Here is a 21615-nt window from a genome sequence, read left to right as displayed (position 1 = left end):
CCCCACCTGCAGAGTCAGTTAATGGAAAATACCGGCTGCCTGCGCATGCTGAATCAGATGCGCTTTGTCATGGGCCGGGTTAAGTGCCAGCAAGGCCGCCAGCTGGCGTTTGCAGGCTGCGCTGTCACCCAGTCCGGCATGACCCAGCGCCTCAATGAACAGGCAGTGCTGCTGATGTTGCTGCCCGGCTGGCGTATCCAGCACCACCAGATCCGGCAGCGAGACTGCAAAGAAATCCGCCTCCGGCACGTCGTCGCGATGCGCCTGCACCCAGGCCAGGAACCCCTGGAAGTGACGCTCCGCCGCCGCGCTGTCCCCCAGCTGCCGCAGGGCCATCCCCTGCCAGAACAGGTAATCCGCTGGCTGATCGTTGTAGTAGCGCCCGGCCGCAAGGGTTGATTCTCCCTGTGCCGCCCGGGTAAAGCAGCGCTGCGCCTCGGCCTGCTCATCGCCACGGGCGTGGCAGTAGCCCAACAGATACCAGATATCGTTATCGGTTTGCCCCGGCAGACGCCCCTCCCCGAGGTTGTGCGGATAGCGCAGGGCCGCCTGCAGCAGGCTAATCGCCTCGCGGAACTCGCCGCGGGCAATGTGCTGCAAGGCGCGGTGCTGCTGGTTGAGCAGATACTGCCCGGTCACCTTGCCTTCCCCGCCTTCCCACGGATGGAACTGACGCGCCTGAAGCACCTGCGCCGCAGCGTCGTAGCGCCCGGAACCGTTCCACAGACTTAACAGTTCGGCGGTCAGGTCATCGCGTTTGAGGACCACATTTTCCCGCCCGGTAAGCATGGCGAGGCGTTTTGCCACCGGCTGGCCGGTGAGCTTATTGAGATAATCCAGCTCAAACAGGAAACGCGGGTTGTCAGGTTCCAGCTCCACGGCGCGTTGCAGATGCTGCTCCGCCAGCGCCAGGTTGTGCTCTTTATTCCAGGCGTAGATCCCCAGCAGGCGGTGCGCCGGAGCAAACTGCGGCTCCTGCGCCAGGGTGGTTTGCCAGCAGGCGACCGCATCGTCATATCGACGTTTGCTGTACCAGAAGCAGCCCAGCAGATAGCGGGCGAACGGATCATCCTGCAGGCGCTGCAGCATCTGCACTTCATCCAGTGCGTTCGGGAAACGCACCCGGTTGGGCTCACAGCGGCGCGCGGCGGCAATGTAATGGGCACGCGTGGCGGGCTCATCGCTTAATGCGGCCCGCCAGAGCTGAGGCAAGGTCTCCTGGCTGTCGAGCAGATCCAGCATTTCGCGCGCGGCGTCTTGCATCCCCATCGCGGTTAACCAGCCCGCCAGCACGCAGGCGTTGGCCCCACGACGACCCGTCACCTGCAACAGCTTGTCACGTGAAACCTCGTCCCGGGCGATCGCCCAACGGGCATAGTGCAGGGCGTAGCTGAGAGGATGGGTTTGCAGGCAGCCGTCAATGTAGTCCTGCGCGGTGCGTTCGCCCTCAACCTGAGCCAGGGCCAGCGCTTTGAGCCCCATCGCCAGATTGTTGCTGGCATTGATCCCGAGGCTGATGTCGACTTTTTCCAGCGCCTCAGCGTAATTCCCGCGCTTCATCGCCAGCCGCGCCAGCGACCAGAACGCGGCATCGCGGCAGTTTCCGCTCCAGGAGGCTTTGTAGTAGTGATCCCAGGCGGCATCGTCGTCCCCCTGCCGCTCCAGCGCTGTCGCCAGCAGCTGGCTGGCTTCGCCATCCCGCGGGTTCTTATTTAACTTATGCGCACGCACCAGGGCGGCTTCGGCACAGCGCTGCGCCAGCCCCCAGTCGGCGCGGTTCAGCGCCAGGGTGCCCAGCGCGACGTTGTTGCGATAGTCGTGGGCATCCAGCTCCAGCGCACGGCGGTAGTAATCTTCCGCATAGCGGCTGGCGTGGTTGTACTGCTCCAGATGCTGACCAATAAAATAGAGTTCATCGCTGTTGCTGATGTTTTCCGGCATGGCGGGTGCGGTGGCCGGGTCCGGCAGCGGGGTTTCCTTGGCGATATGCTCCTGATAATGCAGCAGCGTGCGGCCCGAGGCCTCTTTTATGGTCAGGGTTAAGCGCTGCGGCCACTCGTCCGCCAGCGCCTGCTGCCAGCTTTCACCCGGCATCAGGGTCAGCTGCGTTTCCCACACCGGCTTGCCCTCTGCGGTCAGTTCGAGGCGCACGCCCTGAAGCGGGGCGATGGCGTACAGGCCGAGGTGAAGCTGCTGCTCGCACCGCTCCAGCTTAAGCGCCAACTGGGTGTTGGCGTTCTGCACCTGCCCCAGCTCGCTATAGGGCAGGAAATTCTGCACGAAGATCTTCTCTTCATACGGCGCAAGCCAGGTGAAATCAGGCTGGTTATCGGTGAAGACGCCGGTCATCAGCTCAATATAGGGGCCGTTTTCATCGGTCAGATTGCGATCCCAGGCGCGACCAAAATCGTCATGGCCCCAGGACCACTGCTTTTTACCCGGCGAGACGTGGTGATCGGCCACGTGCAGCAGGCCGCCCCGCTCCCCGTGATGGTAGGCGCCGACAAAATCGTAGGCCGATTTTTCTGCCATGTAGGAGGTCGGGACCGGCACGTTTTTGTAGCGCGAGATATCCACGCCCGCCGAGTAGTCGACTTTATAGTAGGTGCCGGTGGCAATCGGGAAAGCCGAGACCGCGCGCTTGCCGTGGTCAAACACCGCCGTAACGTCCGGCGGGAAGACGCTCTGATGATCGTCCCCGCCCTTCACCGCCGGGTTGGCCCACCACAGGAAGTGGCGCGGCGTGGCGTTGCCGTTGAAGACTTTGCCGGTGATCTCAATCAATGCCCGATCCGGGTAGAGCGTAAAGCCAGTCATTACCTGCAGGCCGCGCATTGGCTCGGCCTCACCCAGCCAGACGGTCTGCGCCCCGCCATCCTGCTGCTGGATGGTCACGTCAACCGGCATAAAGGTGGTCGGGCGATGGTGCTGCGGCCAGTTAAACTCGATCCCGCCGGAGATCCATGGCCCCAGCAGGCCCACCAGCGCCGGTTTCACCACCTCGTTGTAGTAGACGAAATCACGCTCCTGAACTTTGTCATATGCGCGATGAATACGTCCGCCCAGCTCCGGCAGCAGCATGATGCGAATGAAGTCGTTTTCCATCCATACCGCCTGGTAATCACGTATCTCGCGGGTCCCGGTCAGGGTATCGGTCACGCCGTAGGGATAGACCGCGCCGGAGGAACCCTGGTACACGCGTTTTTCCAGGAACATCGGGTTGGTATCTTCTGCGCCTGTGGTCCATGTCGGTAAGGCGATGGTTTCCCGCCAGACGTTAACTGCTCCAGACATATTCACACTCCAGTAAACAAATAACAGTGAAAGACGATAAGATGGCAGTGTAGAGAGGAATTCAGCGCGCTGATTGCGTAATGCTCACGCAATACTATTAACGGAGTTTAGTGAAATGCAGATAGCCGGTCTGAACAACCAGCGGGTGCGGCAGCATAACCGCCGCACGATCATGGCGCTTATCTGGCGCTATAAGCGTCTGAGTAAATCGCAGCTGGCCCAGCACACCGGGCTGTCGATCCCCGCCGTCAGTAAGATTCTGGATGAGCTGGTGGCTGACAATAAGCTGGCGCATTCCAGCGAAAACCTCAGCACCCGAGGGATGAACAGCGGTCACTACCAGATCCCGGATGAGGGTCCACTGATACTCTGCATGAATGTCAGCCCCACCAGCATTGAAAGCCAGCTGATCGACGGGCGCATGTCACCCCTGGGCGATTTTACCTGGACCGACGTCAACGCCCGCACCCCAGAGGCGCTGTTGCAGGCCATCGAAGGCCTGTGGCAGCAGCAGCGTAAACGCTGGCCGGGGCAGCGGATTAACCTGGCTCTCGGGATCCACGGCCAGGTGGATACCGCCACCGGGGTGTCCCAGATCATGCCCCAGGCGCCGTGGAAAAAACCGATCGAGATTAAGTATCTGCTGGAAGAAAAACTCGGCATCACGGTGATGGTGGATAACGACTGTGTGATGCTGGCCCTGGCGGAAAAATGGCAAAACCCGGCCAACCGCGACGATTTTTGCGTGATTAACGTCGATTACGGCATCGGCTCCTCGTTCGTCATTAATGGCCAGGTCTATCGCGGAACGCTTAACGGCAGCGGGCAGATTGGCCACACCATTTTTGATCGCGACGGCGTGGCCTGCGCCTGCGGGCGATACGGCTGCCTGGAGACGGTCGCCTCCCTGTCGGCCTTAAAAAAACAGGCGCGGCTGTGGCTGAAATCACAACCCGGCTCCCTGAGTCTCGACCCGGATACCCTTACCAGCCTGCAGCTGCTGGATGCCTGGCGTCAGGGTGACGTGAATATTCAGCGCTGGGCCGACGAGGCCGCTAACGCCATCGGGCTGACGCTCTACAATCTGCTCAATGTGCTCAACATCAACCAAATCTGGTTCTATGGTCGCAGCTGCACCTTCGGCGAACGCTGGCTGCAAACCATTAATCGCCAGATCGGCTTTACCCCCTTCGATCAGGGGGATGCGGTGCGTAACCGGCAAACGGAAATCGCTTTTGGCGGCTTAACCCGGCAGCAGCAGATTATCGGTATTGGTTATCTGTTTGTGGAGGATGCGCTGGAGGCAGGCTGACGGGAACCTGTCGCAGACAGGAAAATTTACATCACCCTGATGCCTGATTTATGACGAAAACCTGGATGGCGGACCGGCATTTTGTGTATTAGCTTTAAGATAAATCCCACTCATATCGAGCCTGCCATGAACAGATTACGCTATTTCGATTTCGGTCACTCCCGGGCGCTGATCCTGTTGATCGCCCGCCTCGCCCTGATCCTGCTGTTTATTATTTTTGGCGTGCCGAAGATGTTTGATTTTGACGGCACGGTGCAGTACATGGCGAAGCTCGGCGCCCCGATGCCGATGCTGGCGGCCATCGTGGCGGTGATCATGGAGGTGCCCGCCGCCATTCTGATCGTGCTCGGCTTTTTTACCCGTCCACTGGCGGTGCTGTTTGTTTTTTATACCCTGGGTACGGCGGTGATTGGTCACCACTACTGGGATATGAGTGGCGATGCGGTGATGCCGAACATGATTAACTTCTTCAAGAACATCAGTATCGCTGGCGGGTTTCTGCTGCTGGCGGTCGCCGGGCCGGGGGCTATCTCCATCGACCGGCGTTAGCCATAAAAAAAGGCCGCATTCGCGGCCTTTTTATTCTGCGGGGCAGAATTATGCGTAAACCGGGAAGCGCGCGCAGATATCCAGCACTTTGGCTTTCACGCGTTCGATAACGGCTTCGTCATTGATGTTGTCCAGCACGTCACACATCCAGCCAGCCAGCTCTTTCACTTCCGCTTCTTTAAAGCCGCGGCGAGTGACAGCCGGTGAACCGATACGGATACCGGAAGTCACGAACGGGCTCTTCGGATCGTTTGGTACGCTGTTTTTGTTGACGGTGATGTTGGCGCGGCCCAGGGCGGCGTCAGCTTCTTTACCGGTCAGATTTTTATCCACCAGATCCAGCAGGAACAGGTGGTTTTCCGTCCCGCCGGAGACCACTTTGTAGCCACGGTTCAGGAACACTTCCACCATCGCTTTGGCGTTTTTCGCTACCTGCTGCTGGTAAACTTTGAACTCGGGCTCCATCGCTTCTTTCAGCGCCACAGCTTTCGCTGCGATCACGTGCATCAGCGGGCCGCCCTGCGCGCTTGGGAATACCGCAGAGTTCAGTTTCTTATACAGATCCTCATCGCCACCTTTCGCCAGGATCAGGCCACCGCGTGGACCTGCCAGGGTTTTGTGGGTAGTGGTAGTCACCACATGAGCGTGTGGAACCGGGTTTGGGTACACGTCTGCGGCGATCAGACCGGCAACGTGCGCCATGTCGACGAACAGGTATGCGCCGATGCTGTCGGCGATTTCACGCATTTTTGCCCAGTCAACCACGCCGGAGTAAGCAGAGAAGCCACCGATGATCATCTTCGGTTTGTGCTCTTTAGCCTGCTTCGCCATGTCTTCGTAGTCAATTTTACCGGACTCATCAATGCCGTAAGGGATGATGTTGTAAAGTTTGCCAGAGAAGTTAACCGGGGAGCCGTGAGTCAGGTGGCCGCCCTGTGCCAGGTTCATACCCAGAACGGTATCGCCCGGCTGCAGCAGCGCGGTGTAAACCGCGAAGTTAGCCTGAGAGCCGGAGTGCGGCTGCACGTTGGCGTAGTCGGCGCCAAACAGCTCTTTGGCACGGTCGATCGCCAGCTGCTCAACGATATCCACGTACTCGCAACCGCCGTAGTAGCGCTTGCCCGGGTAACCTTCAGCGTATTTGTTGGTCAGCTGAGAGCCCTGCGCCTGCATCACGCGCGGGCTGGTGTAGTTTTCGGAGGCGATCAGTTCGATGTGCTCTTCCTGACGTACTTTTTCCTGCTCCATAGCCTGCCACAGTTCGGCATCATAATCGGCAATGTTCATTTCACGCTTTAACATCCGCATCTCCTGACTCAGCTAACAAGTAAATTTTTGCCTGAAAAAGGCGGTCCAGTTGGACGACGGGCAACAGTATAACTGATTAGCAGAGTGATAACAGGTCTTGACAAACGATTTTACGCAAACGTTTACCTACCCGCCACGCAAGGGTTTGAGCAATAACGCTCTCACCCTGTAAACTGGATTTCTTTTCAGGTTTGTGATGCAGTTAATTCACGTTGCAAAGAACCATTTACAACGCAGGGTTATTTTTTATAAGATGCATCTAAAATACATCATTAAAGTAACATTTGAAGGAAGCTGCTATGTTAGACGCTCAAACCATCGCTACCGTTAAAGCCACCATTCCCCTGCTGGTTGAAACCGGCCCAAAACTTACCGCCCATTTTTACGATCGTATGTTCGCGCACAACCCGGAGCTCAAAGAGATTTTCAACATGAGCAACCAGCGTAACGGCGATCAGCGTGAAGCGTTATTCAACGCCATTGCCGCCTACGCCAGCAACATTGAGAACCTGCCGGCGCTGCTGCCAGCGGTGGAAAAAATTGCCCAGAAACACACCAGCTTCCAGATCAAACCCGAGCAGTACAACATCGTGGGCAGCCATCTGCTGGCGACGCTGGATGAGATGTTCAGCCCGGGCCAGGAGGTGCTGGACGCGTGGGGAAAAGCTTACGGCGTGCTGGCTAACGTGTTTATCAACCGTGAAGCGCAGATCTACAGCGAAAACGCCAGTAAGAACGGCGGCTGGGAAGGCACCCGCGCCTTCCGTATCGTGGAAAAAACGCCGCGCAGCCAGCTTATTACCAGCTTTGAATTTGAGCCGGTCGACGGTCAGCCGGTTGCCGATTACCAGCCGGGCCAGTATCTGGGCGTGTGGCTGAAGCCTGAAGGCTTCCCGCATCAGGAGATCCGCCAGTACTCCCTGACCCGCAAGCCAAACGGCAAAGGCTATCGTATTGCGGTGAAACGCGAGGAAGGTGGTCAGGTCTCGACCTGGCTGCACAACGAAGCCAACGTCGGTGATGTGGTACATCTGGCCGCACCGGCGGGTGATTTCTTTATGGCGGTGGATGCTAATACGCCAGTGACGCTGATCTCCGCGGGTGTCGGTCAGACTCCAATGCTGGCGATGCTGGATACCCTGGCGAAATCGCAGCATCAGGCGCAGGTGAACTGGTTCCACGCCGCAGAAAATGGCGAAGTGCATGCGTTTTCTGATGAAGTGAAAACTCTGGCTGCCGGTCTGCCGCACTTTACCGCGCATACCTGGTATCGCCTGCCGACAGACGATGACCGCGCCGCAGCGCGCTTCGACAGCGAAGGTCTGATGGCGTTAAGCCAGCATAAAGATCACTTCCACGCGCCGGAGATGCAGTTCTACGTTTGTGGCCCGGTGGCGTTTATGCAGTATGCCGCGGCGCAGTTGGTTGAGCTGGGGGTGAATAAAGCGAACATTCATTACGAATGCTTCGGCCCGCATAAGGTGCTGTAATGCAAAAAGCCCCTCTTCTGGAATAAGCCCATAAAGTTGGACTGTTCATGTTAAGCGGTTTTCAGGGCCTGGGTTCGGTAGTCTACCGGACTCAGGCCTTTTAATTTCAGGTTTGTCCGCTCCAGATAGATTTCTCTATCAGAGCATTATTCAAGCATTTCCCTTTGCACAATATGCTTCGCTTCATGCTCTGGCCTTCAATTAAGCCTGATAGCCTGCCATCAGATACTGTCAGCCCCGCTCCGAGCGCAATAAAGGCGCACCTTCTGCATCGAGCTTTGAGAACGTATACCACCTTCATCACTGGCTTTTCCGACAGGCTGTAAGAGAAATTTTCCCGCTGAGGAGGTCCAATATTGGCGACAGGTAAAGCTATTTACCCTGAAGCTACCCAGTGTATGATGGGATACTTATTAACCACACAAACAAAAAGGATTTTATATGTCACAGCAATACACCAATGAACTGCCCCCAGAAATGGCGGCTTCATTATCAATGCCGCCGTTCTCAGCAGAGCAGAAAGCGGCGATGCCGGATAGCGCACGGGAGCTTGTCGAAGCACAGGAAGCTTTTATGTGTGATCATCCGGCGACGGCGATTTTCCGGATTGCCGTTGATGGCAGTCTGACAGCACGAGGTGGTGTGGTGCGGGCAGCATGGAATGGTGGTGAGATTGAGCTTGAGGGCGGGCGCAGGGTCAATATCGCGCTGGAAGGCGATGAGGTGGTTTACCCTGACGGCACTAACGCACGGATTATCAACGGCTGCGGAAAGAACATCACTAAAAACGAGCGCGGGATTGCGCTTGTGGACAGCCTTCTGAGCAACGGCGACCAGATTATCAGTACACCGCAGGCAACCGGTATGCTGGTTGAGCGTGACGGTATGCCGATGGACGAGTCGTTTCTGGCGAAAGGAGTCTGAAGACGATGTGGGTCAACAGAGGCTGTATCGTTCACGGTAAAAACGTCGGGCTTGACGGGGATAAAACGTCCACGGGCTCTGTCTGCTATGCCTCCCGTCCCGGCATGTCGGTGATGGGGAAGCTGAAACTCTATATCGGGGATAAAACCTCGCACTGCCCGAAATGCGGCGAGGTCGGGGTGATCGTCAGCGGAGATCACCGGCAGACAAATATGGTGGCGGTTGCGGTAGACGGTTCCGCCATTCGCTGCGGGTGCACGACAGGGACAAACTGGCTCATCGCGCCGGGTGTGGTTGAGGTGTCAGACCCGATGATGATGACGGTTGCATCCGGGGCAGAGCCGGTGCAATACGCCCAGACGGCGAAAGCCCGGCCAACGGCTGCTGTACCGGCAGAAGCACCGCCTGAACCTCTGCCGCTTCCGGTGCGGATTTATACCACGAAGCGCCTTATGGATGATTATGACGCGAAGGACATGCATTGCGGCGATCTGAGCGAGGAGGTGCTGAAAGGGCGCTTTGGCCTGACGGATGTCTCGGCAAAAGTGAACCCGTATACGCTAACCCTTGCACCGTCAGCTCCCACCAGTCCGTATGGCGGATTTTATCCGGGCAACCTGACGGAGAGTAAGCCGGTCATTATCAGCCGGGATGAAAGCGCCCGGCTGATGTTTGATGAGTTCCGGGGGCTGGCGAAGGTATTCTCGTTTCAGGGGGAATATCAGGACATCATCACAGAGATGATCAGCCATATGCAGGGTAACAGCGGTAGGCCGTACAGTAGCCCTCTGTTGGATAAGGCGCTTAAAGAGCAGATTTTGAATGACCGTTCTGAAAAAAGCTCGTTGTTGAAGATTAAAAAGGCTTTGGATGATGCTGTGAGCTACGAATATGGCTTTATCCCGCAGCGTAAAGAAAGCGTATTATTCGACGACAAGGGCAACTTTAATGACGTCAATGATGCTGTATTACCTAAATTTGACCATCTGGTCGACCGGACTAACGGGCTGGTGATTACCGTCCATGATACCTGGGCCACGCATATTACGCTGGAATCACTGGAGGTGATGGGTGACCACTACCGAGCAAAGGTGCATTACCGAATTCAGGATCACTTCGGACTTGATGATGCAGATATCCTGAACCCTATTTACCGTGAGGGGCGACTTTTTCGTATCTGGTTTGTGCTGCAGCGCTATATGAAATATGGCTACAGGCCATTTATCACCGAGATGAATGCGACCGTGGAAATTAGCGGGAGGAGAGGTGAATAAACGGCTGATCGCGGGCATCATTGCTGCAGCTTCCGGGGGTTATCTGCTATGGCAGTATCAGACCCCAGTGGAGATTGTAGCAGTTCATGACAGTTATAAAATATTGGTCAGACATTTTCCGTACCTGAAAAGCCGTCGGATAGACTGGTGGGAAGCTAATAAGGACATGATTCAGGAAAAATACGGGATTCCACACAAAGATGAAGACGGCTTCTATCACGTTTTGATTATGGATTTTGGGAATGGATATCGTACTGAACCGAACGAAAGCTTGCTGTGGTTTACAGATGAGGTTTTTTGTTTCAATGACATGTCGACAGAGGCTCGGTGTATTGATAGAAAACCACTTTTCGATGTGAGATGGAGTAGGAATTACGGGCTGAAATATGAGTCATATTAAACTGGAGGCGGGGTGAATAAGCGGTTGATAGCGGACGTTATCGCTGTCGCAGGCTGTGGCTATCTGCTCTGGCAGTATTTTACACCGGTAGAGATTGTGACTGTTCACGACGGAAATACGATTCTGGTCAGACATTTTCCGTACCTGAAAAGCCGTCAGATAGCCTGGTGAGAAGCCAAAATAGAAAAGGATCTTCTTGAGATCCTTTTTTGAGAGCGTGTATTTCTTGCCCTGTAAACGAAAAACCACCTGGAGAGGTGGTTTAATCGAAGGTTAACCAGTTAGGCTAATGTTTATAGCCATAGTAAGGCTTAAACCTCAAGAATTCAGCATAGTCTTGTACACCCTATACCAATGGCTGCTGCAAGCGGCATTTTACGTGTCCGTCCGGTTGGACTCAGCTTGCGCGGGCCAACGGGCAACAAACGACGCGGGATTAAATCGCCTCGTCGTCTTCTTCGCCGGTACGGATACGGATCACGCGCGACACGTCAAAGACGAAAATTTTGCCGTCGCCGATTTTGCCGGTCTGCGCAGTGCGGATAATGGTATCCACGCAGGTCTCGACGATGTCGTCCGACACCACGATTTCAATTTTTACCTTCGGCAGGAAATCGACCATGTATTCCGCGCCACGGTAGAGTTCCGTGTGGCCCTTCTGACGACCAAAGCCTTTCACTTCCGTTACCGTCATGCCGGTGATGCCGACTTCCGCCAGCGCTTCGCGCACATCATCCAGTTTGAAAGGTTTAATAATCGCATCAATCTTTTTCATGGTGTTCCTTAAACTTATGCCTGTCAGCTGCCTCGTAATCGGTTGCTCACAGTATCATATTCAGGCGGAATTTAGCGTATCACTCTTTAAAATCGTTTGCTTCCAGCTCATGGCGCGACAGCAGCTTATAAAACTCGGTGCGGTTACGTCCGGCCATCCGTGCGGCATGGGTGACGTTGCCTTTGGTGATCTGCAGTAGCTTACGCAGATAGTTGAGCTCGAACTGGTTACGGGCCTCGACGAAGGTCGGCAAGGCGGTGTTCTCCCCCTCCAGGGCCTGCTCCACCAGCGCATCGCTGATCACCGGCGAGGAGGTGAGCGCCACGCACTGCTCAATCACGTTCACCAGCTGGCGCACGTTACCGGGCCAGCTGGCGGTCATCAGCCGCTTCATGGCATCAGTGGAGAAGGCCCGCACGAAGGGCTTATGCCGCTCGGCGGACTGGCGCAACAGCTGGGTGGCCAGCAGGGGAATATCTTCCGCCCGCTCCGCCAGCGCCGGGATCTTCAGGTTGACGACGTTAAGGCGATAGAAGAGGTCTTCGCGGAACTCGTTGCGCGCCATCGCCTTGGGCAGATCCCGGTGGGTGGCCGAGATAATGCGCACGTTGATGTCGATATCACGGTTACTGCCCAGCGGCCTGACCTTGCGCTCCTGCAGCACGCGCAGCAGCTTGACCTGCAGGGGAGCGGGCATATCGCCAATTTCATCGAGGAACAGCGTGCCGCCTTCTGCGGCCTGGAACAGCCCTTCCCGGCTGCTGACCGCGCCGGTGAAGGCCCCGCGCGCATGACCAAACAGCTCCGACTCCAGCAGTTGCTCGGGCAGCGCCCCGCAGTTGATGGCGATAAAGGCATTTTTGCCCCGCGGGCTGGCATTGTGGATCGCCTGGGCGAGGATCTCCTTCCCGGTGCCGCTCTGGCCGTTAATCAGCACGCTGACATCAGACTGCGCCACCATCCGCGCCTGCTCCAGCAGCCGCAGCATGATCGGACTGCGGGTGACAAATGACTCCCGCCACGTCTCGTCCCCGGACGGCGCGGCGTGTTCCAGCGCGTCATCAATGGCTTTATAAAGCGCGTCTTTATCCACCGGCTTGGTGAGGAAGCTGAAGACGCCCTGCTGCGTGGCCGCCACGGCATCGGGGATCGAGCCGTGGGCGGTAAGGATAATCACCGGCATGCCGGGCTGGAGCTTCTGGATCTCGGTAAACAGCTGCATGCCGTCCATTTCATCCATCCGCAGATCGCTGATGACCAGATCGACCTTCTCGCGCCCCAGCACTTTCAGCCCTTCCTGACCGCTTTCGGCGGTCACCACGCTGTAGCCCTCGCTCACCAGACGCATGCCCAGCAGCTTCAGCAAACCGGGGTCATCATCCACCAGCAAAAGATGCGCAGGTTTTCGGCTTGTCATGGCTTTCCATCCTCCTGGTTCGGGGTATCCGCCGCGTCGCCGTCAGCGGATGGTGTCGCACTCTTCGGCGCATCCGGCAGATAGTTACTGACCGGCTTGCGGGTGGAGAGCTGCCGTTCAATATCGGTCAGGTTTTCCAGCTTCCGCGTGGTGGTGTCCAGCTGCGTGCGTAAATATTGCTGCTGCTGGCGCAGGTTATCCAGTTCGCCATCGGTGGTCTGCTGTAACTTGCCGTAGCGGGAACGCTCTTCCGCCAGCTGCAGCTGTAGTACCTGCCCGTGTCGCCAGAGCTGGTAAAGCGGGCGCACCTGGGCGGGGATCTGCGGGCTCAGCGCATCCAGCCGGGTGGTCAATACCCGCCGCTCCACCGGGTTAATTTTGGCATTCGCCAGCAGGATCCCGCGCTTAAAGCTCTCCTGCCAGGTGTCATCGGTCCAGCCCCGGGCCTCTGCGCGCGCGGCGGCGGGTGAGAGGCGGTCCGCGCAGTCCATGCCGCGCAGCCAGAAGAGCGGGTTGCTGTCGGTCTCCTGACCGTGCAGCTGCCAGATATTATTGCAGTCGGTAGAGAGGAAGTCCGCCAGCTGATGTTCAGGCAATTTTTCATCCTGCTTGTCGCTAATCGCTGGCGCGGGTGCGTGGGTGACGCAGCCGGTCAGCAGCAGGCAGGGAAGGCTCAGGCGAATAAAGTGGCCGGAAAAGACCGCGTTAATGGCGCGGGAAAAGACGTGTGACATACTCACCAGACTTAGATTCATTTCAGTGATTTTTCCGACTCAAGCGGCAGTTCGATGCGAAAACAGACATCGGTACGGTCGTCAGTGACAAGATTAAGCTCTCCCTGCATACGACGAATACAGTCGCGGGCGATGCTCAGCCCCAGACCGCTTCCCTTAACCGCCCCTTTGCGTTGATGGCTCCCCTGGAAAAAGGGTTCGAAGATCATCGTTTTTTCATCGTCGGGGATCGGGTTTCCGGTGTTGGCGACATCGATACAGACGCGTGAGTCGCGCGTAAAACTGCGAACATAAATGGTACCGGATTCAATGCCATAGTGCACCGCGTTGGAATAAAGATTATCCAGGACGCTCATCAGCAGCATGGGTTCGGCTAAACAGGCGGGCGTCGAGAGTGCCAGTTCAGTATGCATCATTTTAGCCCGGGCAGGCAGGCTGTGGGCGGAGAGCACCATATCCACCAGCGGCGCCAGCTCGACGCGCTCCAGCTCGGGGATGCCGTCGGCCAGTTTGCGGTTGTAGTCGAGCAGTTGCTCAATCAGCTTTTGCAGATTGCGGCTGCTGGCATCGAGGATCTCCACAATCTCCCCCTGCTCTGGCGTCAGCGGTCCGGCGACCTCATCGGCCAGCAGTTCGGTCCCCTCGCGCATGCTGGCGAGCGGGGTTTTCAGTTCGTGGGAGATGTGGCGTAAAAACTGGTGGCGCTGGGATTCGAGCCACGCCAGCCGCTCAGAGAGCCAGATGATCCGTTGCCCGACCGAGCGCAACTCGCGCGGGCCGGTAAAGACCACGGTATTGCCCAGCGAGCGCCCCTCCCCCAGCCGGTTGATCATCCGCTCGATGCCCTTGACCGGGCCGATGATCATGCGGGTGAAGAGCAGGACCAGCACCAGGCTGACCAGAAATAGCACCAGCGCCTGCCAGCCAAAGAACTGGCCGCGCTCGGCAATCTCCTGCTGGAGCTGCTGCCCGCGGGAGAAGATCACCGCCCGGGTCGCCTGCACCATCTCGGCGTTGGCATTGGCAAAGGCTTCCAGCCGCATGGCAGACATCGCATCGGGGCCGCTGTTAAGGCACTGGAGCTGCGCCAGGGCATTAATATCCTGGCGTAAGGCCTGATAGAGCTTGTCATCCGGCAATACCCCGGCATGGGCATCGAGCATTTCGCTGTAGCGCTTACGCTGATTTTGATAGACGGTTGCCAGGGTTCGGTCGTCGAGGACGCAATACTGCCGGTAGCTGCGCTCCATCTCCAGCGCGGCATTGGTCATCGCCTCGCTGCGGCGGGCATCAATCAGGGTAGTACGGTTGGTGAGCGCCGCCTGGGCGCTGAGGGCGTTCAGGCTCTGCCATGCCTGCCATGCCAGGACCAGCAAAGGCAGCAGGATCAGCAGGAATGCCATCATGACTAACTGTCGCAAGGAGCGAGGGAAAACAGGCCAGCGTTTCAACGCATTACTCTCTGTCGCGAGGAGGTAAGAGGATGCTAGCTGGACAACCCTTCAGATACAACAAAGCCGGGTTAAAAACCCGGCTTTATTATGGAATGAGGCGGTGCCTAACTCGACGTTTCGCCCTGGGTCTGATAAAGCAACGCTATGATCAGTAGTTGGACGGCAGGCACCTTTTTGTGCGTCATTCGAAGTTTATGTAGCGCGTCCCGAAGGGGCTGACATAAGAGGGTGAATGAGCCACTGGTTATTATTATGCAACAGATGTGCCAGAATGCAAATAAAAATATTAAAGTGTTAATTTATATGATTTTTTATAGATACCAGCGGTAATTTCGGATGGGATGATTTTCAGGCTATCTGTCGCTTATTAGCAACACCCTTGCAGAGTTATTCTGGGTGCTATGAAAATCAACAGGTTAAATGTCGCCAATTGGCGACATGATAATGTGAGGGTTGTCGCACATTTGCGACACCGGGGAATTGCCGGGCGGCACGGCGTTTGCCCGGCCTACAAAACGAAACGGCAACCGTGGTTGCCGTTTTGGATTTAACCCAACTGCTTACGCGCGTTGCGGAAGATACGCATCCACGGGCTGTCCTCGCCCCAGTTCTCCGGGTGCCAGGAGTTGCTGACGGTGCGGAACACGCGCTCAGGGTGCGGCATCATCACCGTAACGCGGCCGCTTTCGCTGGTCACTGCGGTGATCCCGTTGGCAGAGCCGTTCGGGTTCGCCGGGTAGGTCTGCGTGACTTTACCGAAGTTATCGACAAAGCGCAGCGCCACCAGGCCTTTGCTCTCCAGCTCTGCCAGGTGAGCGGCGTTACGCACTTCCACCTGCCCTTCACCGTGGGAAACGGCGATTGGCATCTGCGATCCCACCATCCCCTGCAGCAGCAGAGATGGGCTCTGGGTCACTTCCACCAGGCTGAAACGCGCTTCGAAGCGGTCGGACTGGTTACGCACAAAGCGCGGCCAGGCTTCGCTGCCCGGGATCAGCTCGCGCAGGTTCGACATCATCTGACAGCCGTTACAGACGCCCAGAGCCAGGGTCTGCGGACGGTGGAAGAAGGTTTCGAACTCGTCGCGGACGCGGTCGTTGAAGAGAATCGATTTCGCCCAGCCTTCACCGGCTCCCAGCACGTCGCCGTAAGAGAAGCCGCCGCACGCCACCAGCGCCTGGAAATCAGCCAGACCGGTACGGCCTGCCAGCAGGTCGCTCATGTGCACGTCGATGGCATCGAAGCCCGCACGGTGGAAGGCAGCCGCCATCTCAACGTGGGAGTTCACGCCCTGCTCGCGCAGAACGGCCACTTTCGGACGGGCGCTCTTCGCAATATACGGCGCGGCGATGTCTTCATTGATGTCGAAAGAGAGCTTCACGTTCAGGCCCGGATCGGTGTCGTTGGCTTTCGCCTCGTGCTCCTGATCGGCGCACACCGGGTTGTCACGCAGACGCTGCATCTGCCAGGTGGTTTCTGCCCACCACATGCGCAGCGTAGAGCGGCTTTCGGCAAATACCGCCTGACCGTTGGATTCAATAACAAAGCGATCCCCGGTCACCGCTTTACCCAGATAGTGCACACAGTCACCCAGACCGTGCTGTGCCAGCAGGGCTTCTACCGCCTCGCGATCGGCAGCACGCACCTGAATTACCGCACCCAGCTCTTCGTTGAACAGCGCCGCCAGACGGTCGTCGCCCAGGCTGGCAATGTTGGCTTCCACGCCGCAGTGGCCGGTGAAGGCCATCTCCGCCAGGGTAACCAGCAGGCCGCCGTCAGAACGGTCGTGGTAGGCCAGCAGTTTGCGTTGCGCCACCAGCGCCTGAATGGCGTCGTAGAAGCCTTTCAGCTGCGCTACGTCGCGTACGTCTGCCGCCTTGTCACCCAGCTGACGGTAAACCTGCGCCAGCGCGGTGGCACCCAGCGTGTTGTGACCTTTACCCAGGTCAATCAACAGCAGGGCGTTGTCTTCGGTAGAAAGCTGCGGAGTGATGGTATGACGCACATCTTCCACGCGGGCAAACGCCGTAATAACCAGCGACAGCGGAGAGGTCATCTCGCGCTGCTCGCTGCCTTCCTGCCAGCGGGTCTTCATCGACATGGAGTCTTTACCCACCGGAATGGTCAGACCCAGCGCCGGACAGAGCTCCTCACCCACCGCTTTCACCGCTTCGTACAGCCCGGCGTCTTCACCCGGGTGACCGGCTGCGGCCATCCAGTTTGCGGAGAGTTTGATGCGTTTGATGTCGCCAATCTGGGTGGCAGCGATATTGGTCAGCGCTTCACCTACCGCCAGACGGGCAGAGGCGGCGAAGTCCAGCAGGGCAACCGGGGAGCGTTCGCCCAGCGCCATCGCTTCACCGTAGTAGCTGTCGAGGCTAGCGGTGGTCACCGCGCAGTTCGCCACCGGCACCTGCCACGGGCCAACCATCTGATCGCGGGCAACCATGCCGGTCACGGTACGGTCGCCGATGGTGACGAGGAAGGTTTTCTCCGCCACGGCCGGGAGATGCAGAACGCGGTTAACCGCCTCGGCAACGGTCACACCCTGCAGATCGAGGGCTTTGCCGCTGGCTTTGCGGGTCTGTACATCGCGGGTCATCTTCGGCGTTTTACCCAACAGCACATCCAGCGGCAGGTCAATCGGCTGGTTGTCGAAATGGGTATCGCTCAGGGAGAGGTGCATCTCTTCGGTGGCTTCACCGATCACCGCATACGGGGCGCGCTCGCGGCGGCACAGCTCATCGAACAGCGGCAGCTGATCCGGGGCCACCGCCAGCACGTAGCGCTCCTGGGATTCGTTACACCAGATCTCCAGCGGGCTCATGCCTGGCTCATCGCTCAGGATGTCGCGCAGATTGAAGCGACCGCCGCGGTTGCCGTCGCTCACCAGCTCCGGCATGGCGTTGGAGAGACCGCCCGCGCCGACGTCGTGAATAAACAGAATTGGGTTGGCGTCGCCCAGCTGCCAGCAGCGGTCGATCACTTCCTGGCAACGGCGCTCCATCTCCGGGTTGTCGCGCTGTACGGAGGCAAAATCGAGATCCGCATCAGACTGGCCGGAGGCCATAGAGGAAGCCGCCCCGCCGCCCAGACCGATGTTCATCGCCGGACCGCCGAGTACGATCAGCTTCGCACCCACCACGATCTCGCCTTTCTGCACGTGATCGGCGCGGATGTTGCCGATCCCGCCCGCCAGCATGATCGGTTTGTGGTAGCCGCGCAGCTCTTCGCCGTTGTGGCTCTCCACTTTCTCTTCGTAGGTACGGAAATAGCCGTTCAGGGCCGGACGACCAAATTCGTTGTTAAACGCCGCGCCGCCCAGCGGGCCGTCGGTCATGATATCAAGCGCAGTCACAATGCGCTCCGGCTTACCGAAATCCTCTTCCCATGGCTGTTCAAAGCCCGGAATACGCAGGTTGGAAACGGAGAAGCCCACCAGACCCGCTTTTGGTTTTGCCCCACGACCGGTAGCGCCTTCGTCACGAATTTCGCCGCCGGAACCGGTCGCTGCACCCGGCCACGGCGAGATCGCCGTCGGGTGGTTATGGGTTTCGACCTTCATCAGGATATGCGCAGGCTCGTGATGGAAGTCATAGCGCCCTGCTTCGCGATCGGCGAAGAAGCGGCCCACCTCGGAACCTTCCATCACCGCGGCGTTGTCTTTATAAGCAGACAGCACGTGGTCAGGGGTTTTCTCCATGGTGTTTTTGATCATTTTGAACAACGACTTCGGCTGCTGCTCGCCGTCAATAACCCAGTCGGCGTTGAAGATCTTGTGGCGGCAGTGCTCGGAGTTAGCTTGGGCGAACATATAGAGTTCGATGTCGTTCGGGTTGCGGTTGAGCTTAACGAACGCGTCCTGCAGGTAGTCGATTTCATCTTCCGCCAGCGCCAGGCCCAGACGCAGGTTGGCATCAATCAGCGCCTGACGGCCTTCACCCAGCAGGTCCACGCTCTGGACGGGGGCTGGCTGGTGGTGGGAGAAGAGCTGCTGCGCGTCGTCCAGAGAGGCAAACACGCTCTCCATCATGCGGTCGTGCAGTTCGGTTGCCACAACGGCCCACTGCGCGTCAGTCAGGGTAGAGGCTTCAACGTAATACGCCACGCCGCGCTCCAGACGGTCAATCTGGCTCAGACCACAGTTGCGGGCGATATCGGTTGCTTTAGAAGACCAGGGGGAGATGGTGCCCGGACGAGGCGTAACCAGCAGAAGTTTACCGTTTGGGGTATGGCTGCTCAGGCTTGGGCCATACTTCAGCAGGCGTTCAAGCCGGACCAAATCCTCTGCCGTTAAGGGAGCATTCAGGTCAGCAAAATGGACATACTCAGCGTAAATATTGCTTACCGGAAGGTCGGCCGCCTGAAAACGTGCCAGCAGTTTGTTGATACGGAAGGCAGACAGTGCAGGCGAACCACGCAGAATTTCCATCATAAGTCTCTCGTCTTCGAAGCGCCGGAGGCGCTTACAGTGTGCGCAAGGGGGGAAAACGGGCGCCATTATAGTGGATCCTGAGCGCCGACGAAACCGTTTGCGTCGTAATAAAATCGACGCCGTCATTTAACCATTGGTGTTGCCTATCCCGCTAATAAGTTGCCAAGTGGCGTAACTTTACGCAAAATGCCGCGAAATCTTTGGTAATACTTGTTTTTACTGTGGCGACGACAAAGCAGAATAATAGACAGCGCATAGAATCAACTTATTGAAAAAATTAAAGATTAATTATCTGTTCATCGGCATCGTAACCTTGCTGCTGGCAGCGGCCCTTTGGCCTTCAATCCCCTGGTTCGGCAAGGCCGAAAATCGCATCGCCGCCATTCAGGCGCGGGGGGAGCTGCGCGTCAGTACCCTCTCCTCGCCGTTGACCTACAGCGCCATCAACAACAAAGCGATTGGCCTGGACTACGAGCTGGCACAGCACTTTGCTGACTATCTGGGCGTTAAGCTCAGGATCACCGTGCGCCAGAACATCAGCCAGCTGTTTGACGACCTGGATAATGGCAAAGCCGATATGCTGGCCGCCGGACTGGTCTATAACAGCGAGCGCAGCAAAAACTATCAGCCTGGCCCCACCTATTACTCCGTCTCGCAGCAGCTGGTCTATCGCGTCGGCAGCCTGCGCCCGCGCACCCTTGCCAGCCTCAGCGCTGAACAGCTCACCGTCGCCCCGGGGCATGTGGTGATTGACGACCTGCGGGCGCTGAAAGAGAAGAAGTACCCTGACCTCAACTGGACGGTGGATGAGAAGCTCGGCACTACGGCGCTGCTGCAGCAGGTCATCGACGGCAAACTGCCCTACACTATCGCTGACTCGGTAGCCATCAGCCTGTTCCAGCGTGTTCATCCTGAACTGGCAGTGGCGCTGGACGTCACTGACGAGCAGCCCGTCACCTGGTTCAGCCCGCTCGATGGTGACCAGACGCTCTCTGCCGCGATGCTCGATTTCTTCAACGGGATGAATGAGGACGGCACCCTGGCGCGTCTGGAGGAGAAATACCTCGGCCATGGGGATGACTTTGACTACGTCGATACCCGCAGCTTCCTGCGGGCGGTGGATAATGTGCTGCCCGATCTACAGCCGTTGTTTGAGAAGTACGCCCAGGAGATTGACTGGCGCCTGCTGGCCGCTATCTCCTATCAGGAGTCGCACTGGGATGCCCTCGCCACCTCGCCTACCGGGGTGCGCGGCCTGATGATGCTGACCAAAAACACTGCCCAGAGCCTGGGCCTGACCGACCGTACCGATGCCGAGCAGAGCATCAGCGGCGGGGCGCGCTATCTGCAGGCGATGATGGATAAGGTGCCGGAGACGGTGCCGGAAGAGGAGCGGATCTGGTTTGCGCTGGCGGCCTACAACATGGGCTATGCCCATATGATCGACGCCCGCGCCCTGACGGCCAAAACCAAAGGCAACCCCAACAGTTGGGCAGACGTCAAACAGCGCCTGCCGATGCTGAGCCTGAAGCCGTATTACAGCAAATTAACCTATGGCTATGCGCGTGGACACGAGGCGTACGCCTACGTGGAGAATATCCGCAAATACCAGATAAGCCTGGTGGGGTATCTGATGGAGAAAGAGAGAGAGGCGCAGGCGGCACAGCAGCTGGCGCAAAGTTATCCGGTGGTATCGCCGGATGAACTTACTCGCCCGATAACTTCGATTCTGCCTTTTGTTGCTTTTTCTGCTGACGCCGCATTCGAAAGAACTCACTTAGCATCTCCGAACACGCTGGTGCCAGCACCCCGCCCATCACGTTGACCTGATGGTTCATGCCGGGATGTCTGAGCACATCCAGCAGCGAACCTGCCGCCCCGGTTTTTTCATCCCGCGCGCCATACACCACCGTGCCGATTCGGCTGTGGATCATGGCGCCGGAGCACATCACGCAGGGTTCGAGCGTGACATAGAGGGTGGTATCCAGCAGGCGGTAGTTTTGCAGCACCAGACCGCCCTGGCGCAGGGCCATAATTTCGGCATGGGCAGTAGGATCGTGACGCCCAATCGGGCGGTTCCAGCCTTCGCCAATCACCTGGTTATTGTGGACCAGCACGGCGCCCACCGGGACTTCGCCCTCTTCCCAGGCGCGTTTGGCAAGCTGGAGCGCATGGCGCATCCAGTATTCATGATTAAGTTCAAGGTCGGACAACGCAGCATACTCCAGTCTGAAAAGCGGGCGCATTAT

At 57.7% G+C, this 21615-nt stretch carries 16 protein-coding genes; 8 read left to right on the top strand and 8 right to left on the bottom strand.

Going from position 1 to position 21615, the window contains the following annotated elements:
* Positions 1-18 precede the first annotated feature (18 nt).
* Positions 19-3294: a DUF5107 domain-containing protein gene (locus LG383_RS02820; protein ID WP_225758283.1), complete on the bottom strand. Its 3276-nt coding sequence runs from the start codon at positions 3292-3294 to the stop codon at positions 19-21.
* A gap of 115 nt (positions 3295-3409) precedes the next feature.
* On the opposite strand from LG383_RS02820, the gene LG383_RS02815 reads away from it, so the two are divergent.
* Positions 3410-4606 carry an ROK family transcriptional regulator gene (locus LG383_RS02815; RefSeq protein WP_225758282.1) on the top strand — a complete coding sequence of 399 codons (1197 nt, stop codon included), beginning with the start codon at positions 3410-3412 and terminating at the stop codon, positions 4604-4606.
* Between the two features lie 126 nt (positions 4607-4732).
* On the top strand, positions 4733-5155 hold the full coding sequence (locus tag LG383_RS02810; RefSeq protein ID WP_225758281.1) for a DoxX family protein: 423 nt from the start codon (positions 4733-4735) through the stop codon (positions 5153-5155).
* A 48-nt stretch (positions 5156-5203) separates the two neighbouring features.
* Here the strand turns inward: LG383_RS02810 and glyA are convergent, their stop codons facing one another.
* The gene (gene glyA / locus LG383_RS02805) at positions 5204-6457 is read right to left on the bottom strand and encodes a serine hydroxymethyltransferase (protein ID WP_225758280.1); all 1254 of its coding nucleotides are present in this window, start codon (positions 6455-6457) and stop codon (positions 5204-5206) included.
* A gap of 305 nt (positions 6458-6762) precedes the next feature.
* Here glyA and hmpA point away from each other — a divergent pair, with 305 nt between their 5' ends.
* The 5 genes from hmpA (at position 6763) to LG383_RS02780 (ending at position 10722) form a co-directional block, all read left to right on the top strand.
* Positions 6763-7953, top strand: a complete 1191-nt coding sequence (gene hmpA / locus LG383_RS02800; protein ID WP_225758279.1) for an NO-inducible flavohemoprotein — start codon at positions 6763-6765, stop codon at positions 7951-7953.
* 441 nt (positions 7954-8394) lie between these two features.
* Complete coding sequence (locus tag LG383_RS02795) at positions 8395-8877, top strand: hypothetical protein (protein ID WP_225758278.1); 483 nt, start codon at positions 8395-8397, stop codon at positions 8875-8877.
* 5 nt (positions 8878-8882) lie between these two features.
* Positions 8883-10151, top strand: a complete 1269-nt coding sequence (locus LG383_RS02790) for a PAAR domain-containing protein (RefSeq protein ID WP_370635118.1) — start codon at positions 8883-8885, stop codon at positions 10149-10151.
* A complete protein-coding gene (locus LG383_RS02785) occupies positions 10144-10551 on the top strand; it encodes a DUF943 family protein (protein WP_225758277.1) in 408 nt (135 codons plus the stop codon). The genes LG383_RS02790 and LG383_RS02785 overlap by 8 nt, the downstream gene beginning before the upstream one ends.
* A 12-nt stretch (positions 10552-10563) precedes the next feature.
* Positions 10564-10722, top strand: coding sequence for a DUF943 family protein (locus LG383_RS02780; RefSeq protein ID WP_225758276.1), 159 nt, complete (start codon positions 10564-10566; stop codon positions 10720-10722).
* A 265-nt stretch (positions 10723-10987) separates the two neighbouring features.
* Here LG383_RS02780 and glnB read toward each other — a convergent pair whose 3' ends face one another.
* The 5 genes from glnB to purL all read right to left on the bottom strand — a co-directional run bounded on the left by glnB (position 10988) and on the right by purL (position 19366).
* The gene (glnB, locus tag LG383_RS02775; RefSeq protein WP_106994577.1) at positions 10988-11326 is read right to left on the bottom strand and encodes a nitrogen regulatory protein P-II; all 339 of its coding nucleotides are present in this window, start codon (positions 11324-11326) and stop codon (positions 10988-10990) included.
* 79 nt (positions 11327-11405) lie between these two features.
* Positions 11406-12743: a two-component system response regulator GlrR gene (gene glrR / locus LG383_RS02770; protein WP_166183382.1), complete on the bottom strand. Its 1338-nt coding sequence runs from the start codon at positions 12741-12743 to the stop codon at positions 11406-11408.
* Positions 12740-13498, bottom strand: coding sequence for a two-component system QseEF-associated lipoprotein QseG (gene qseG, locus LG383_RS02765; RefSeq protein ID WP_225758275.1), 759 nt, complete (start codon positions 13496-13498; stop codon positions 12740-12742). The genes glrR and qseG overlap by 4 nt, the downstream gene beginning before the upstream one ends.
* On the bottom strand, positions 13495-14928 hold the full coding sequence (gene qseE / locus LG383_RS02760) for a two component system sensor histidine kinase QseE/GlrK (protein ID WP_106994574.1): 1434 nt from the start codon (positions 14926-14928) through the stop codon (positions 13495-13497). Before qseE ends, qseG begins: the two co-directional genes overlap by 4 nt.
* Positions 14929-15478: 550 nt before the next feature.
* Entirely contained in the window at positions 15479-19366 is a 3888-nt protein-coding gene (gene purL / locus LG383_RS02755) for a phosphoribosylformylglycinamidine synthase (RefSeq protein ID WP_225758274.1), read from the bottom strand.
* A gap of 268 nt (positions 19367-19634) precedes the next feature.
* Between purL and mltF the strand changes: the two genes are divergently transcribed.
* Positions 19635-21191, top strand: coding sequence for a membrane-bound lytic murein transglycosylase MltF (gene mltF / locus LG383_RS02750; protein WP_146145531.1), 1557 nt, complete (start codon positions 19635-19637; stop codon positions 21189-21191).
* On the opposite strand, the gene tadA is transcribed toward mltF, so the two are convergent.
* Positions 21073-21612, bottom strand: coding sequence for a tRNA adenosine(34) deaminase TadA (gene tadA / locus LG383_RS02745; protein ID WP_225758273.1), 540 nt, complete (start codon positions 21610-21612; stop codon positions 21073-21075). The genes mltF and tadA overlap by 119 nt on opposite strands.
* Positions 21613-21615 lie beyond the last annotated feature (3 nt).

Source organism: Leclercia sp. Marseille-Q4284 (genome assembly GCF_916618945.1).
GTDB classification, from domain to species: Bacteria; Pseudomonadota; Gammaproteobacteria; order Enterobacterales; family Enterobacteriaceae; genus Enterobacter; species Enterobacter tamurae.
This window is presented reverse-complemented; position numbering and strand designations above follow the sequence as displayed.

What these genes read in the sequence shown, in the direction of transcription:
- LG383_RS02820 (WP_225758283.1), bottom strand. Translation starts at nt 3,294, where the DNA reads ATGTCTGGAGCAGTTAACGTCTGGCGGGAAACCATCGCCTTACCGACA.
- LG383_RS02815 (WP_225758282.1), top strand. Translation starts at nt 3,410, where the DNA reads ATGCAGATAGCCGGTCTGAACAACCAGCGGGTGCGGCAGCATAACCGC.
- LG383_RS02810 (WP_225758281.1), top strand. Translation starts at nt 4,733, where the DNA reads ATGAACAGATTACGCTATTTCGATTTCGGTCACTCCCGGGCGCTGATC.
- glyA (WP_225758280.1), bottom strand. Translation starts at nt 6,457, where the DNA reads ATGTTAAAGCGTGAAATGAACATTGCCGATTATGATGCCGAACTGTGG.
- hmpA (WP_225758279.1), top strand. Translation starts at nt 6,763, where the DNA reads ATGTTAGACGCTCAAACCATCGCTACCGTTAAAGCCACCATTCCCCTG.
- LG383_RS02795 (WP_225758278.1), top strand. Translation starts at nt 8,395, where the DNA reads ATGTCACAGCAATACACCAATGAACTGCCCCCAGAAATGGCGGCTTCA.
- LG383_RS02790 (WP_370635118.1), top strand. Translation starts at nt 8,883, where the DNA reads ATGTGGGTCAACAGAGGCTGTATCGTTCACGGTAAAAACGTCGGGCTT.
- glnB (WP_106994577.1), bottom strand. Translation starts at nt 11,326, where the DNA reads ATGAAAAAGATTGATGCGATTATTAAACCTTTCAAACTGGATGATGTG.
- glrR (WP_166183382.1), bottom strand. Translation starts at nt 12,743, where the DNA reads ATGACAAGCCGAAAACCTGCGCATCTTTTGCTGGTGGATGATGACCCC.
- qseG (WP_225758275.1), bottom strand. Translation starts at nt 13,498, where the DNA reads ATGAATCTAAGTCTGGTGAGTATGTCACACGTCTTTTCCCGCGCCATT.
- purL (WP_225758274.1), bottom strand. Translation starts at nt 19,366, where the DNA reads ATGATGGAAATTCTGCGTGGTTCGCCTGCACTGTCTGCCTTCCGTATC.
- tadA (WP_225758273.1), bottom strand. Translation starts at nt 21,612, where the DNA reads ATGCGCCCGCTTTTCAGACTGGAGTATGCTGCGTTGTCCGACCTTGAA.